The sequence below is a fragment of the Parabacteroides distasonis genome (assembly GCF_004793765.1).
Taxonomy (GTDB): domain Bacteria; phylum Bacteroidota; class Bacteroidia; order Bacteroidales; family Tannerellaceae; genus Parabacteroides; species Parabacteroides distasonis_A.
The window spans coordinates 95,862-111,249 of record NZ_SRYM01000003.1 but is presented as its reverse complement, the minus strand read 5'-3'; the positions used below and the strand labels follow the sequence as shown (position 1 = coordinate 111,249).

Genomic DNA, 15,388 nt, shown 5'->3' with positions numbered 1-15,388 from the left:
TAAATAGTTATGAGAAGATTTTTTTTGATGTGCCTGTTGCCGATCTTTTTGGCGGCAGGAGTTTTCGCCCAGCCGCGAGCGGATGAGTATCCTTATGATTTGGCGTATTTCTTGCCGGAAGGTTCCCATGCTTATGATCCAGAGGTCCCTGCCCCGGAAGAAATCCTGGGCTTCCGGCTTGGAGAGCAACATGCCGGATGGGATCAAGTGGTGGAATATATGAGAACTTTGGCGCGATGCAGCGACCGTGTCACGGTCAGGGAGACGGGGCGTACCTATCAGCGCCGTCCTTTTATAGAGGTCGTGTTTACTTCGGCCGAGAACCAAAAGAATATAGATCGGCTGAAGGAGGAGCACTTGAGGTTGAGTGACGTGGCGAAATCGGGAAGCGTGGTGATAGACGACATGCCTGTGATCGTAAGCTTGATTTATAGCATCCACGGGAATGAGGCATCGGGTGTGAACGCTTCGTTGGCTGTCGCCTATCATTTGGCGGCGGCGCGAGGGCCTGAGATCGAGGAATTGCTAGACCAGGAGATCGTCGTGATGACTCCCGGAGCCAATCCGGATGGAATCAACCGGTTCGCGTCGTGGGTGAATTCCTCTAGAAGTCTGACGAATGTCGGCGATATAAAATCACGTGAGTTCACCGAGCCTTGGCCTTCCAGCCGTACGAACCATTATTGGATCGATTGCAATCGCGACCTGCTTATGGCACAACATCCCGAGGGGATCAATGGCTTAGACGGATATTTTGAGTGGTTGCCCAATGTGGTCGTGGATCAACATGAGCAGGGGGCGCTACGCCCTTATTATTTCAGCCCGGGGCATCCTGGGCGTACCCATCCGCTTACGCCCCAGCTTAACCAAGACTTGACAGCCGAGATTTCCTCGTATACGGCAAAGGCACTCGATCGGATCGGGACGACTTATTATTCGAAGGAGGGTTATGATGACTTCTATTACGGAAAAGGGGCCGCTTATGGAGATGCGCATGGATCCGTATGCCTGCTATATGAGCAAGGTTCCACGCGCGGACATTTACGTGATACCCCGAGCGGGGAATGGACCTTTGGCTGGACGATCCGGAATCAGGCCCTAGCCTCTTGCGCTACGCTGGAAGCGGCCAAGGCGATGCGCACCCGTTTGCTGGCTTATCAGAAGGAATATTATGAGCGTACGGCTTCCGAGGCGCGGAAGGAGGCGGTACAGGGCTATGTGTTCGATACACGCGGGTCTAAGTCTGTCGCTTTTCACTTCTTGGAGAATATGGCCCGTCATCATATCGAGGTCTATCAGTTGGCGAAGGATTATCAAGCCGCGGGTGACAAGGGGTTCCGGAAAGGTTCGGCTTATGTCATTCCGGTGGCGCAAAAATACAGTACGATGGTCAAGGTGCTTATGGAGGATTGCCTGGAATATGCGGATAGTACTTTCTATGATATCTCTACATGGACGTTCCCGTATGCGTTTAACCTGGAGTGTGCTCCGGTGAAGAGTGTCGCCGGGCTGATGGGGGATCGGATTGAGCGAAATGATTTTCCGCGAGGACGGCTCATCGGCGGGGAAAGCCGTGTGGGTTATGTGTTTGAGAACCGCGAGTTTTACGCGCCTAAGGTAGTCTATGAGTTGCAGCGGAAGGGTATCCGGGTCAGCGCGACCAACCGTCCGTTCCGATTTAAGAACGAGGAGGGAGAATGGACGATGGGCTATGGTACCTACCAAGTATTGACGCATAACCAGCCGCTCCCTTCGGATGTGCTCTATGCGACGTTGAGTGAATTGGCGAGGGACACGGGCGTGGATATCTATTCGGCCAACACTGGGTTGATGGCTGATGTGGATTTTGGCAGCCCGGCTTTTAAACCGTTGGAACAGCCAAAAGTGGCGCTGCTGGTAGGACGTGGCGTAAGTATCCCGGAATCGGGTGAGATTTGGTTCTTGTTGGATAGGCGTTTCCAGATGCGTCCGGTACTGATCGAGAACCCGTCTTTGACAAGCAAGGACTTGAAGGCTTACAATGTTGTCATTTTGGCCAATGGTGTTCCAAACCTAACTGAGGGAACCGTGACTGCCTTGAAAGAATGGGTCGCTGCCGGAGGAGTGCTGATCGCTACCGGAAAGGCTGGCGCATGGGCTGGCAAACAAGGGCTTATCTCTTTAAAGACAAAGGAAACGTTGCTTGAAAAGTCGGACAGCTTATCGGTTTATCGTCCTTTCGCGGATAAGGCGGGAGCAAAAGCCGGAAAGTTGATCAAAGGGGTGATCCTGAATTGTCATTTGGATAAGACGCATCCGCTAGCTTGGGGACTTGATCAAGATGAGATCGCTGTTATAAAAACGAATGATATCATTTTCCAGAAAGATAGGGATCCATATGTTTCGCCTTTATATTATACCAAGAAGCCCTTGTTGTCGGGATTCTTGTCGGCGGATAATGCGAACCTATTGAGAGAGGAGCCTGCTATAATGGTGAAACCTTATAGAAGCGGTAAGGTGATTGTTTTTGCTGATGATATGAATTTCCGTTCTTACTTCTTTGGAACTAGTAAGTTGTTCATGAATGCGTTGTTTTATAACAAATGTATGTAATCATCGGACGAGTATGCGACGAGATATTCTGTGTCTCTTGCGGGTACTGACGTAATCTCCCGTCGCATACTGCGCTTGCGTGGTGGCGATTTTTACCGTTGGTTCCTTACCCGGCTCTGTACCGAGCCTCGTATGAGGCTGTAATTGTCTGATCAATACCCCAACTCAAACGGTTGTTCTACGGCAGGTACGCCCTCAGACATCCATTTAGGCATCTTCTCCTTTTTTAGGTAATGGTTGAAGAATTGGAACATGCGGCGTTGGAAATCGATGCGGTTTGCCATATGCATCGGCCAATGCGGTTCGCCCGTATAGTTCAATAACCAGCAAGGTTTACCCAGCCTCTTCATGGCAACGAAATATTCGATACCTTGGTACCAAGGCACATGGCCGTCAGCGTCGTTGTGCATGATCAATATCGGTGTCTGTACCTTATCCATCGTAAACAACGGGGAATTCTCCATATAACGAAGCGGAGAGCTCCATGGCGTAGCGGCCAGGCGGCTTTGCGTATGCTCGTATTGGAAAGAGCGGGCCATACCCGACCCCCAGCGGATACCACCGTATGCGCTGAACATATTTACGACAGGCGCCCCGGACTCGATTGCGGAGAATAGGTCTGTGCGAGTGGCTAGATAAGCCACTTGGTAACCTCCCCAGCTATGTCCTTGCGCACCGATCCCTTTTTCGTCGATATATCCTTTGGCGATCATCATCGTGACACCCGGCATCAGGCAATTGTAACAGCTTTCTCCCGGATAACCATCCACATAACGGATGTCCGGATTGAAGATGATGTATTCGTTGCTGTTATACAAATGGTAATCGATGGTAGAGCGATGCGGTTCCGGCATGCGGTAGTTATGTAACGTCTCCGAGTTGCGTTCGTAGAAGTTTACCATCATCGGGTACTTCTTGTTCGGATCAAAATTCGCCGGCTTATAAACGATACCTTCCAGCGGACGGCCGTCCAAGGAAATCCATGAAACCAACTCGGCGGTACCCCAGATAAAACCTTCCTGCTGCTTGTCTCCATGTGTCAATTGCACGGATTTCTTGAACGCCAAGGTAGAATAGTGGATATCCGGATATTGCTGAAAGGTTTCCATCGTATAAATCACGTCGTCCGTATTCTTCGCCTTGTCGATAGATCGTAGCATATAATTACCCGCTAGCAAGGTCTTCGGGGCGGCCGGGGTGGAGAGGCGTGCGTTATAGAATCCGTATCCTTTCGTGGTCTCGTTGAATCCTTTTAATAATTGCGGTTTGCCGAGGTCGATAAAACGAGCTTCTTTATCCAGTTGCTCCAAGCGGTAGGAAAGTTTCTGCTTCCTTCCGTTCACGGTCAGGTTGATCGGTGGGGTGGCTGCGGTCGGATCGAATTTCCAGATGTCGTAGCGATCATAGATCAATAGATTTTGATCGTTTGCGGTCCAGCCGGCGGCTCCATGCGCATAAGGATGATTAGGAACGTCGTTCTCCTCGTCCCAAGCCGGGAAGCTTTCCGGGGTGGTTAGGCGATATCGCTTACCTTCTGCCAAGGCGATCGTGTACCAGCAACTATCCGTCTCGCCATACCAATATGCGTATTTACCTTGTGGGGAGAGGCGGAAACGGCCATAATCTGCTTGGGCGATTTGCTTGCGCTTCCCGTTATCCAACGATACGGTATAATAATCGCTACGTGTGCGGGCCTCCCACATGGAAGACAATGAATAAGGACGGGAAGTGGAAAGGAGCGCTAAGGATGCGTCGCCCTCATTACCCAATTGGATATTCGGCAATTCCTCATTCGCCAATTGGAAGATAGAGCCGTTACTTAGATTATAAACCGCTTGATAACTTTTCTTTAAGTCTTTATCCTTGTTATAGTTCTGTACGGTATATTGTACCGGCTCATCCCAACTCCAGACCTGTACGTTTGGACGGTTCTCGGCTAGTTGGGTCGTGTCTTTTTGCCTCGGTTCCGGTGAGGTACCGAAAAACAGACGGGAAGCGGATTTCGAGAATCTAAGCATTCCGTTCTCATGGATTACCCATTCAGCGGGGAAAGCCTTGTTCCCACGGGTGGCGATTTCCTTTGCGGGAGCGTTATGCTCGGATAACCATAAGCTTAACGCTTTGTAAGAGGAATCCTTGTCGGCACAATATAAGAAAGCCAGCCGTTCCCCTTTCTCGTCGAACGTGGTTTGTTTGAATACACCTTTTCCTTCTTTGATGAGCGCCGGACTTCCCTTCTCCGGATTCAAGGTGAATATACCCGCTTTTCCTTCCGCTGCGCTCGTGTAATATAGCATGCCGCTTTTCTTGGCGAATTGGAAATCCGTTACGGTCGGGAACTGGAAGGTCTTGCTTCCATCCAGCGAACGGACGTACAAAGTGGAGTCCTTCCGTCCTCTTTGATAAGCGATCCAATCCGCCTCGTCTGCTAATTTGAAGGTCTTGAGGGAGTCTATCGTCTCCTTTTTACCGGCGACAGAATAGATCACCAAGGTGTTCATTGGCATTTTATCCTCTTTTGTCTTCAAGATTTTCAAGGAATCTACCATGGACTTTCCGGGTATTTGCGTAACGACCAGATAATTGGAAGAGGCAGAGAAGGCGAACTGACCGGCCGGGGAAAAAGTGGCGGTCTCTTGCCCTTGGGCCGCATATAAATAAACGGTAGCGTCACCTTCCCAAGGTTCCATCTTGCAAGCTACCCATTTTCCGTTGTCCGAGATCTCCCGTTCTGTGATTCGTTGCCAAGTGATCAGGTCATCAACTGTAAGGCTTTTAGAGGCGTTTTGCGCGAGGGCGGGGGAGAGGCTTCCCAGGCAGGCGGCAAAAGCCAAGTACTTTAAGTGTTTCATCGTGGTAACATTTATAATTGTGAAGCAAAGATAATGTTTTCTTCCCGAAGATCGGTCTAGAATGTAACAAGTCCCGCTTCTTTCAGCATATCAAGGAAACGTATGATGTCCTCCAATTTATCTGCGTCAGGGAATTGGGCATCTTGCATTTTCTTTATATCCAATATGCTGTTCTTCCCGGATACGGTCAGTTTGGCGATATCGTCGCCGTGCGCCAAGGCCATACGTGTATAAGTGCTCCCGGTTTCTTGGGACGGCTTATATTTTTCCGTCAATTCCTTCGGGATGGATTGAAGTACGCCATAACCGGTCTCTTTTACCTTCGCTGTGGAGTGGGGGAATATTTTGGAAGCACTCTTCTCCTCCTCTGTCAGTTCGATACGCTTAATCGGTGCTATCTTTAACATGGCGGCACGCGCTTTCATTGCGGCATAGATCTCTTTGTGATTACTTGCGCTTTTCTCTTGCAGGGTGTTTTGCAGTGAGGCGATGTGATTCTTCAAGAGGGTGCTGGACGGTGCTAATTCCATGATACTTTCTAATGTCGCTTTCTCGTTGATCAACAAGGCGTCTTGGTTGAATTTCGCCTTTTTGTAGGAAGCGGCAAACTGTTCTCCTGCCGTTTGGTACAGCTGGGTGAGGTCATCGCTCGCTTTGATCGACATCCGTCTAGCGGCGTTGGAGGCAACCTGGTTGGCGATTGCTAGTGCTTGGTTCTCGTCGGCGGCTGCGATCGTATAAGCCGTAGCGGCGGCGAGGACGATGGCTCGGTGCAATTGTGTAGGATCGCAGATGGAAGGACGGTCGCCGGAGGTATGGTAGTAGTTGTCCGGCCAAGTGATCATGATAACACCCGGTACCTGAACCCCCCAGTCGCTGAATACTTCATGATCCGAGTATCCGTAGTGGGCGTTGATTGAATAGTAGAAAGGATCTTGCGACCCGGTGAGGCTGTACACCGGTTTCAGTGCGTCTGGCCGCCCCATGCCGGTAGCGACGAACGACTTGTTTGTTGCGCCCATGTAATGGAAGAACGATTCGGCTACGTCGTTCAGGTAATGCGGGTTTCCCATGGTAGTGCGATGCAAGCAATAGTAAGAGCCGCTCTTGCTCAACCACAAGCCTACCATGTCTAGGTTTATGTTACAAAGCGTTCTGCTGAGTATCTCCTTGTTTTGCTTGGCCCAAGGCATGGTTCCTTGGAATTCCGGGACCCAGATGAAGCGTATGCTCCGTTTCGGGCGAGGTAGTTTACCGCTATCGAACAAGTTGTTTAAGGTGCGTGCCACTTCTAGTAGGGCGGCCGATCCGGAGATATTGTCATTGGCTCCCAGCTTCACGTATCCCTCGAAGAGGTGCGCGGAGAAAATGACTTCTTCCACATTCGGGGCGGTACCGGGGATGAGACAGGTGGGGACTTCAATGTCCGTTTCCTCTTCCGTGGTCTCTACCTTTGCGTGAACGGTGATTTTCTCTCCTCTCAACAAACGATCGCGCAATGCGTGCCCGTCTCTGGGCGTCAGGTTGAAGCAGAAAGTCGGTTTCTGACTACGGATACCACTGTTGGGGATCTGTAGCGGATCAATCAAGGGGCGGGGTGAGTAATAGCTGATAATGCCTACGGCCCCGGCCTCTACCGCTTTGTCGTGTATCCGGGAGGCGGCGGCTTCGGTGACAGCGATTTTTCCTTTGAGGTCTACCGCTTTGATCTCATGTGCCTCTCCCCGGCCGATCCACGCTAGTTGGGCAGTGACATCGGCGTTCTTGCTCCCTTGCCCCAAGGTGGCGGCAAGGTCTTGGTAATCGGCGATCTTGACTTGTTTCGGGTATACCTCCCATAAGGAGGCGCTTATCCCATCCCAAGTTTTGGTCTTGCCGACCCGTTCGGTCTTGGCGTTCTGTATGCCAAATTCTTTCAGTTTATCTACTACGTACCTCGATTCCATGAACAAGCCTTGGTAGTCTGTATGTTTCCGGTCTCTCTCGTATGGAGCGATATCCATGACGTAATGATAGGCCCTGTCACCGGACGACTCTCCGATGAGCAGGTCGTAATACGTCTCGTCCAACAGGCTGTGGTTGAATGGTGTCGTGTAGTTCTGCCCGCTCGCTACGAAAGCGAGGCAGGTATAGGCAAGAATAAGTGTGTATTTGAAGTGGTTCATTGTCTATGATTGAATTGTTTTATGTTTGACATATTGTTTATTACCACATGGAGCTGGCCGGTATGTTCTCCGGGTAGCCCGGCTTGGCGGGGATGCGCGCGCCATCCATGGACGCATTCAATACGAGCCAGGCGGTGATGGCCGCATCTACTTTCAGGTCATCCAGCGACAGGCGCTCATACGTGTCCATCGTCGTGTGGTACGTACGCTCGTATTCCAGCTCGTCCTGGATGAACTGGTAGGCCGGAAGGCCGATGCGAGTAAACGACAAGTGGTCTGTTCCACCTGTCTTACGTAAGGAAAGAGTCCTGAATCCTAAGGATTCTAGCGGCTTCTTCCATGCCTCGAAGAAGGGGACGGCCAGGTCGTTTTCCTCGAGGTAGATACCGCGAAAACGGCCGGAGCCGTTGTCCATATTAAGGTAGAGGGCGAACTTCTCGTAGCCCGGGAGTGTTTTCTTCTTGTCCGTATCATACAGGTACTTGCTTGCGTAGCCCCGTGAGCCGTACAAGCCCTGTTCCTCACCGCCCCAGAGGGCCAGGCGGATCGTGCGCTTCGGAGAGATACCGAGCGACCGGATGATACGCATCGCCTCCATCATGACGATGCAGCCAGAGGCGTTGTCTGCGCCGCCGGTCCCGCCGTGCCAGGAGTCAAGATGTGCGCCGATTAGCACGATCTCGTTTTTCAACTTGGGGTCGGAGCCGGGAATCTCGGCGATCACGTTATTGATCTGCGGGTTATTCGTGAAACTGTTCTTGACATCCAGCTCCATCTCTACCTTCTGGCCCTTGTTGAGCATGCGTACCATACGGCCGTGATCCTCGATCGGGAGGACAATCTCCGGGGTCGGCTCCGGGTCGCCTTGTTTGTATTGCACGCCACGTGAGCTGGGTACGTTAAACGTACCGCTCCCGCTTACTACCGCCAGCACAAGCTCCTCTCTGAGCATCTTGTCGATGGCGTTTTGCAACTCGCGCATGGCCTGCCAATTGGACGGCATCGTGTGGCGACGGGCATTGGCCGGACGGGGGTCTTTCTCCAATTCGGCCAGTTCCTTATCCGTATAACGGGAGGCTAGCGGGTCGAAGCGGATCTCGTACGTCTGCTGTACGGGCATCAGTACGATCTTGCCCGCCAGTTTTCCCTTGTACTTCTCCAGGTCGGCTTTCTCTTTCACGTCGATCACGACGCATTCTCCCTTCACCAACCCGTCCGTGCTGCCCGACCATGCTTTCGGGTTAGCAGCGAAACTACAGTAATAGGGGGCGGTCATGGCCACGTAATTCTTCTCGTTGTCCCATCCTCCTTTGGCGAACTCGAAAGCGAATTCTGCCCTGGGATTGGACAATCCTAGTTCTTCTAATTTGTTAATGACCATTTTTTCCGCACGGAGCTTCATTTTCGAGGCCGCTAGGCGCGGGCCCAGATCGTCTGTCATGAACTGTGACAAATCCTCGATCTTGGAGTTGTTGAATGCCTCGTTTTTGACCCGGTACGCTAATGCGTCGTCCAGACAGGTCTGGGCATACGTCATCAGGTTTGCGGCGTAAGCTGCGATTGCCAGTAGTAAAAATTTTCTCATATACTGTAAATTTATTTATAAAGAGGTTTGCTTATATTTCTTACGATCAACCTTAATTTTATACGGATATTAAACTTTTTTATGCTCGTGTAAAACCAAAATTCTTGTCTTTGTCTATATTTATCTGTTAAAATGATTGCAAATGTATATATTTGATTCCTTTTTTATATGTTGATCATTTAAATTTATTTATAATATTAACATTGTTTATGAATATAAACCTCTCGCTCCGGATTAATGCCCCGTCGGCTGATCCTTATCCTATCCCCGGGGAACCCCCCGCCCCGGCCACTTACCCTGTTTCGCGAGTGCCTCTTCTTCTCCCTCACAGCCTTATAACAACATGCCTTTTTTTCGTGTTAAATCGCTTTTAACAGACAGGGCCGAAAACGGGCCGTAACGTTAAAATTCTTCCTCCGTTTTAACGCCGATCACTGGAATGGGATTTACAGCGGCCTTACAACGGCCCTACAGCGGCCCTACTACGGCCCTGTTTTTGGGCTAAAATGGCGTTTTTCGTGTTAAAACGATTAGGTTACTTTATGAATTATTAAGCGGGTTTGGGTGAACCGTTTTTCCGCCCGCCGGGGTGGTGAACAATCCGGCCCTCCCGATTGTTACGGGGGGTGCCGCGGGGAGGGCGGATGTGTGTTATTGGATTTTAATTCGTAAGTTCGCGGATGTTTTGAATACGGAAAGATAATTTGGAAATATCAGCATGGAAACTTCAAATAAACCCTGTTATTGGTTCCTTTTTTATAAAGACCAGCTGTTGCTTCAGAAAGAGAATGATACGTATACCATCCCCTATGGCGAGAATCCCCCGGTTCCGGTTTCCCGTACGCTGGAGGTTGATTACCGGGATGGGCTTCCCGCTCGTACGGCAGAGCTGGATGCTCCGGTGGAGGGGGATGATCGTTACGTACATATGGGATTGCGTGCCTCTTGGGATTATATCCCGAGAGCGTGTTACGAGAAGGCGGGTAAGGCTTATCAATTGCTTTATTGGGATAGCCATAGCCGTTTCTGCCCGGTATGCGGTACTCCTACCGTGCAGACTACGCCCATCACGAAGCAATGTCCTTCTTGCCGGCATGAGATCTATCCGACAATCTCGGCGGCGATGATCGTTTTGATCCGTAAGGAGGATTCGATTCTTTTGGTACATGCCCGTAATTTCCGGGGAACTTTCCACGGGTTAGTGGCCGGATTCTTGGAAGTTGGCGAGACCTTGGAAGAGTGCGTGCGCCGGGAGGTACGTGAGGAAACGGGTTTAGAGGTCGATAATATCACTTATTTCGGAAACCAACCATGGCCTTATCCGAGTGGCTTGATGGTAGGCTTCGTGGCGGATTATGTGAGCGGGGAGATTAAGTTGCAGGATGAGGAGCTAAGCTCTGGTGCCTTCTATACCAAAGATAACCTACCGGAGATCCCCCGTAAGTTGAGCTTGGCCCGTAAGTTAATCGATTGGTGGTTGGATCATGAGTGAAGAGTCCTTTTTTGCGGCCTCGGCCTGTTGTCTTTCGAATTTCTTCCTTTTGGAGATGACATCAGGGGTGGGTAGGTTTCCGTAGTTTTGCCAAGTTGCGTTGCGTTTTGCGTTGCGTCTACGGATATATGTTTTCCGACTGGTCATCCTTCCTAAGTCGAAGGTCGCTAGTGAGGTACGGCTACCGGACGGTATCCTTTTCAATTCATTTAAGATGGATTGATAGACGGGCAGTATCTTTTTATACGGTGGATTATGTCGCCAGAATACCGAGGGCGGTAAGTCTCTCAACGCGACTTTCCGATGTGTCGTATCGTCTTGTTGGATATATTCTGAGAAATCTTTGGTGATAGGGATATCGCTGGGAGCGGCTAGTTGAGGTTTCCCCGTCGGTTTTCCCGGTTCCGGGTTGAGGAAAGAACCGCTTTGGATTGCTTTCTGGAATTCGGGGTTCAGTTTGATGGAATCTTTGCCTGCTAATACAGCCTGTAGCCAGACTGAGTCTTGCTCAGTCCATTGCGCATAGCCTAAGTGTATGTTTATACAGACGAAAAATCCAATCAATAGTGCTCTCATGAACGCTTGGGTTGTTAATTGCGTTCAAAGATAGCCTTCCTTCTTTCTCCTCGTTTTTTCTTTCACTTAAATAGTCTTACCGTTTACTTAATCTTAACCCTCTTTGCGGACTTTTATCCCGGATATTGTTTGATGATCATCTCGCAGATCGATAACCCCAATCCCGTTCCTTGCGTAAAGCTATTTAACTTGACGAAATGGGTGAAAACCTGATCGATCTTATCCTTGGCGATACCGCATCCCGTATCTTTTACGTAGAAATACAACTCGTCATCTCTACGACGGTAGCCGAACAGGAAGCTACCTTGAGTTGTGAACTTGATGGCATTGTTGATAAAGTTCGTGATGACTTGGGAGATACGGTTACGGCCAGTACGTAAGATACAATTCGGGATCTTCTCGACAAAGCATACCTGCACCCCATCCGCCGCTTTCAGGTGGGAAGACTGCTCGATCTCGGAGAATAGTTGATTGACATTTTTCCTACCAATTTATGTGTTTATTTGTAATTAAAGTACTATTTGTTGTTCATACAGACCACAAAGATGGGAAAGATTTATGACTAATTATTGAAATTCAAAATAAAAAGAATCTATTACGGTAAAATCTATAACTCGATCATCACTCCGATACTTGGTAGAAGCGTTCCTGTAAGACGTTCTATCGGTCTTAATTCGTACCGTTGTTCATATATGGGAACTTCCGGGTTGATAATTTTACCTGTTTTGATATATACGTCTTGCTCTTTGTATTTGGAATTCAATATGTTTTGGATGTCGATATAGGCTCCAAGCATGATCTTTTTGAAGTAAAATGTTTTATCGATACGGATATCTAACTGCGTGAATGGCTTGAGCCGTTCGCTGTTAAACCGGCTGTAATCATAGTATAGCCCGTTATTAGCGTCCCAAGCTTCTACATAACTACTCTTTTCTACATCGTAAGGCGTATAGGGAGCGCCTCCTACTACCCGGAACTTGGCGCCTACGTCCCAATTCTTGGGTAAAGAATAAGTCCCGCTAAACGTGAACAGATGCTTATTGTCCCAAGCCGAGGGAAGATAAGTGTCCATATTTCTCCCATCCTTGAATTCGCTTCTTACCAAAGTGTAGGATGCGATGAAAGTAAGCCCTTTATAATTGTACCAACGTCCCATGATCTCAAGCCCATAAGCTCGCCCTGTAGCGGTAGACGATACGGCCTCATTTCCCAAGACACCATAGTCCGTACCTTTCGACGCGAGTGGGATACTGTCAAGTATGGACATCGGATAACGATCATAATGTTTATAGAATCCTTCGGCCGTGAATTTCAAGTATGAGGTAGGACGGTATTCCAAGCCTAATCCGGCTTGGTCGCTTCGGATATAGCTTAAATGATTTGCCCGGTTTACATAATTACCTTCATTATCCTTGAATCCCAATGTCGTATAAGGAGGAAGCTCGTAGTAGCGTCCGATATTCGCGTTTATATAAAGCGGATCGGACAAACGGTAGGATAAGGATAGGCGAGGAGATAACTGATCTAACAAATTATTCATATCCGAGGAATAATTGTTTGCGTCCGCACGAACACCTAAAGAGGCGGTAAACCGCTCGTTATAACTCTCATAAATAGCCGTGGCATAGATACCCCACTTCCATATGCCAAGGTCTGTTTGATATACGATGGTACGGGGGATAGAGGTAAATTGCTTTTGATAGGTGTCATTCGTGTATTGGGCGTATTCGATATTTCCCCCGACATTCAATTGAATGAGTGGTAAGCGGAACGTGTTTTCCGTTCGGAATTTATTCTCGATCTCGTCCGAACGGTAATTTAAGGAGAGGTTCTCTTCCTTGCTTTCATCGTTGTCTTTATATTTAATATTCTTATTGTTGGTCTGGCTACGGCTGATAATGACCGAGTAGAGATTTTTACCGGCGTAGTGTTTATAAACCGCTCCAAGGGTATACGTTTTTTGTTTTACGACCGGCAAGTAAGAGAGGATATATTGGTTTTTCTCGCTCATGTCTTCCATTCCTGTATTCAGCTTCATATCATCGATCGCCCCTAATCCGAGAACTGTAAGCTCATTCTTGGGGTTGAAGGAGTGCTTAATCTTGAATTGGGCATCCGTGAAAGTAGGTAAGAACGGTAAGCCGATCATATCGAAAAGGAATTGAAGGTAAGAGCGACGAACAGACACTTGGTAAGTGGTCTTTTTTCCTAGCGGTCCATTAGCGGACACACCGATATCTGAGGCTCCTAGGACTCCTCGCAATGAGAATTTCTCCTTATTTCCATCTTGTAGTTTAAAATCCAATACCGAACTTAAAGTATTCCCTTTGGATGCGGGGAATGCGGCCGAATAAAAGTTGACCTCTCGGATAAAATCGGGATTGATAATACCGACCGGACCTCCGGAGGCTCCTTGAGTAGAGAAATGGTTGATATTCGGTATTTCTACGCCATCCAGAAAGAAACGGTTTTCCGAGGGACCTCCTCCTCTTACCATTAAGTCGTTACGAAACGCTGCCGTAGACGCTACTCCGGGAAAGGTTTGTACTACCCGGGAGATATCCCGGTTTCCTCCCGCGCTTTTCTCTATCTCCTTGAAACCGATTACACGGAGTCCTAGCGGACTTTCGGCGGTTTTACGGAACGGAGAGGCTACTACGCTAACCTCTTGCAGGTTCTGGCTGGCTTCCTCTAGCTCGATCGGGAAGAATATATCTTTATTCGCTAGTCTGAATTCGGCGGTAACGAATGGCTTATATCCCAGAAAGGAGGATTGGAGACGATAGCTTCCGGGTGATATGCCGGATATCTCGAATAATCCGATGGAATCGGTGACCGCCCCTTGCGTCGTGTTCCATACCACTACGTTAGCGAAAGGTATCGGCTGTCCGCTTGACGCATCTTTTACGACTCCCTTGATAGAGAAGGAGCGCTGTTGACCGATAGCGGCTTGTATGGTACATAATAAGAATAGTAAGAAGTAAAGATGGCGTCTATCCATATCTTATATCATATTTATAGCGGTAAAGATAAGTATTATTCTGATTCGTATGTATTATCTTTGCATACATATGGAGAAAGAATTACAGATAACGGCGGATGGAAGCCATACACTATATATTCCGGCGATGGATGAACATTATCATTCCGTGAACGGGGCGTTGCAGGAATCGAGACATATATTTATTGAGGCGGGATTGCATGCGCTGGAGAAAGACTTTATCCGAATCATGGAAGTTGGCTTCGGTACAGGACTGAATGCCTTCTTGACATTGAAGGATGTCGAGCTATCTCAAGCACATCATATTGATTATCATACAGTGGAGTTATACCCGCTTCCTTTAGATACGATTCGTGCCTTGAATTATGGGGAGCTGATCTGGCCGGAGAGAAAAGAGCTATTCTTAGCCTTGCATGAGGCGGAGTGGAATACTCCCGTTTCAATCTCAGAGTGCTTTACACTTCATAAAATAAAAGGAAATAGTAACGCCTGTGAACTACCGGATGATATTGATTTGATCTATTTCGACGCATTTGCGCCCGAGAAACAACCGGAGATGTGGAATCAGGAAATCTATAATCGTTTGTATGCTCATACCGCACCGGACGGAGTGATCGTAACCTATTGCGCAAAAGGAGAGGTACGCAGAGGTATGCAAGCGGCTGGTTTTGAGATGAGCCGTCTTTCCGGTCCTCCGGGCAAGCGACATATACTTAGGGGTATTAAAAATTGAGAATTGAAAGTTACAGAGCGTATTCCTCGGTATTTTCAATTCTCAATTCTCAACTTTCAATTATTTAAGCATTGCCTCGATCTTTTCTACGAACTTATCCTTAGCCGTAGCGCCTACTACTTTATCAACCATCTTACCATCTTTGAAGAAAAGAACGGTAGGGATGTTGCGGATACCGAATTGTCCGACTACATCGTCATTCTCGTCAACGTTCATTTTACCGATCGTCACACGACCTTCGTACTCGGTTGCCAATTCATCAATGATAGGAGAGACCATGCGGCAAGGGCCACACCACTCTGCCCAAAAGTCAAGAACCATGGGCTTTCCTGAGTTAACTAACTCCTCGAAATTAGCGTCTGTAATTTGTAGTGCCATTTTGAATTATGTAT

9 protein-coding genes and 1 pseudogene are annotated in these 15,388 nt (G+C 48.6%); 3 read left to right on the top strand and 7 right to left on the bottom strand.

All coding sequences use genetic code 11. The features are described from left to right. Positions 1–9: 9 nt before the first annotated feature. Entirely contained in the window at positions 10–2,592 is a 2,583-nt protein-coding gene (locus tag E5342_RS01970) for a M14 family metallopeptidase (protein WP_135958703.1), read from the top strand. Positions 2,593–2,744: 152 nt separating this feature from the next. Here the strand turns inward: E5342_RS01970 and E5342_RS01965 are convergent, their stop codons facing one another. From E5342_RS01965 to E5342_RS01955, 3 genes are read right to left on the bottom strand one after another with little or no spacing between them, the layout of a single operon-like run. After that, entirely contained in the window at positions 2,745–5,444 is a 2,700-nt protein-coding gene (locus E5342_RS01965; RefSeq protein ID WP_135958702.1) for a S9 family peptidase, read from the bottom strand. 56 nt (positions 5,445–5,500) lie between these two features. Then, on the bottom strand, positions 5,501–7,609 hold the full coding sequence (locus tag E5342_RS01960; protein ID WP_135958701.1) for a M28 family peptidase: 2,109 nt from the start codon (positions 7,607–7,609) through the stop codon (positions 5,501–5,503). Between the two features lie 40 nt (positions 7,610–7,649). Continuing rightward, positions 7,650–9,194, bottom strand: a complete 1,545-nt coding sequence (locus E5342_RS01955; RefSeq protein ID WP_121735164.1) for a M20/M25/M40 family metallo-hydrolase — start codon at positions 9,192–9,194, stop codon at positions 7,650–7,652. A 718-nt stretch (positions 9,195–9,912) separates the two neighbouring features. Here E5342_RS01955 and nudC point away from each other — a divergent pair. Beyond that, complete coding sequence (gene nudC / locus E5342_RS01950) at positions 9,913–10,686, top strand: NAD(+) diphosphatase (protein WP_121735165.1); 774 nt, start codon at positions 9,913–9,915, stop codon at positions 10,684–10,686. Here nudC and E5342_RS01945 read toward each other — a convergent pair. From E5342_RS01945 to E5342_RS01935, 3 genes and pseudogenes are all read right to left on the bottom strand, one after another. Further along, entirely contained in the window at positions 10,657–11,262 is a 606-nt protein-coding gene (locus E5342_RS01945; protein WP_121735166.1) for a DUF4858 domain-containing protein, read from the bottom strand. The two genes, nudC and E5342_RS01945, sit on opposite strands and share 30 nt — an antisense overlap. A 116-nt stretch (positions 11,263–11,378) precedes the next feature. After that, a pseudogene (locus E5342_RS01940) lies at positions 11,379–11,741 on the bottom strand (sensor histidine kinase); the annotation flags it as partial. A gap of 128 nt (positions 11,742–11,869) precedes the next feature. Then, positions 11,870–14,263 (bottom strand): TonB-dependent receptor, encoded by a 2,394-nt coding sequence (locus E5342_RS01935; protein ID WP_121735167.1) that lies wholly within the window; start codon positions 14,261–14,263, stop codon positions 11,870–11,872. 70 nt (positions 14,264–14,333) lie between these two features. Here E5342_RS01935 and mnmD point away from each other — a divergent pair, with 70 nt between their 5' ends. After that, positions 14,334–14,996, top strand: a complete 663-nt coding sequence (gene mnmD / locus E5342_RS01930) for a tRNA (5-methylaminomethyl-2-thiouridine)(34)-methyltransferase MnmD (protein ID WP_121735184.1) — start codon at positions 14,334–14,336, stop codon at positions 14,994–14,996. A gap of 60 nt (positions 14,997–15,056) precedes the next feature. Here mnmD and trxA read toward each other — a convergent pair whose 3' ends face one another. Next, positions 15,057–15,374, bottom strand: coding sequence for a thioredoxin (gene trxA / locus E5342_RS01925; RefSeq protein ID WP_005867529.1), 318 nt, complete (start codon positions 15,372–15,374; stop codon positions 15,057–15,059). Positions 15,375–15,388: the final 14 nt, after the last annotated feature.

Coding starts and splice junctions, on each gene's coding strand:
- E5342_RS01970 (WP_135958703.1), top strand. CDS start 10: ATGAGAAGATTTTTTTTGATGTGCCTGTTGCCGATCTTTTTGGCGGCA.
- E5342_RS01965 (WP_135958702.1), bottom strand. CDS start 5,444: ATGAAACACTTAAAGTACTTGGCTTTTGCCGCCTGCCTGGGAAGCCTC.
- E5342_RS01960 (WP_135958701.1), bottom strand. CDS start 7,609: ATGAACCACTTCAAATACACACTTATTCTTGCCTATACCTGCCTCGCT.
- E5342_RS01955 (WP_121735164.1), bottom strand. CDS start 9,194: ATGAGAAAATTTTTACTACTGGCAATCGCAGCTTACGCCGCAAACCTG.
- nudC (WP_121735165.1), top strand. CDS start 9,913: ATGGAAACTTCAAATAAACCCTGTTATTGGTTCCTTTTTTATAAAGAC.
- E5342_RS01945 (WP_121735166.1), bottom strand. CDS start 11,262: ATGAGAGCACTATTGATTGGATTTTTCGTCTGTATAAACATACACTTA.
- E5342_RS01935 (WP_121735167.1), bottom strand. CDS start 14,263: ATGGATAGACGCCATCTTTACTTCTTACTATTCTTATTATGTACCATA.
- mnmD (WP_121735184.1), top strand. CDS start 14,334: ATGGAGAAAGAATTACAGATAACGGCGGATGGAAGCCATACACTATAT.
- trxA (WP_005867529.1), bottom strand. CDS start 15,374: ATGGCACTACAAATTACAGACGCTAATTTCGAGGAGTTAGTTAACTCA.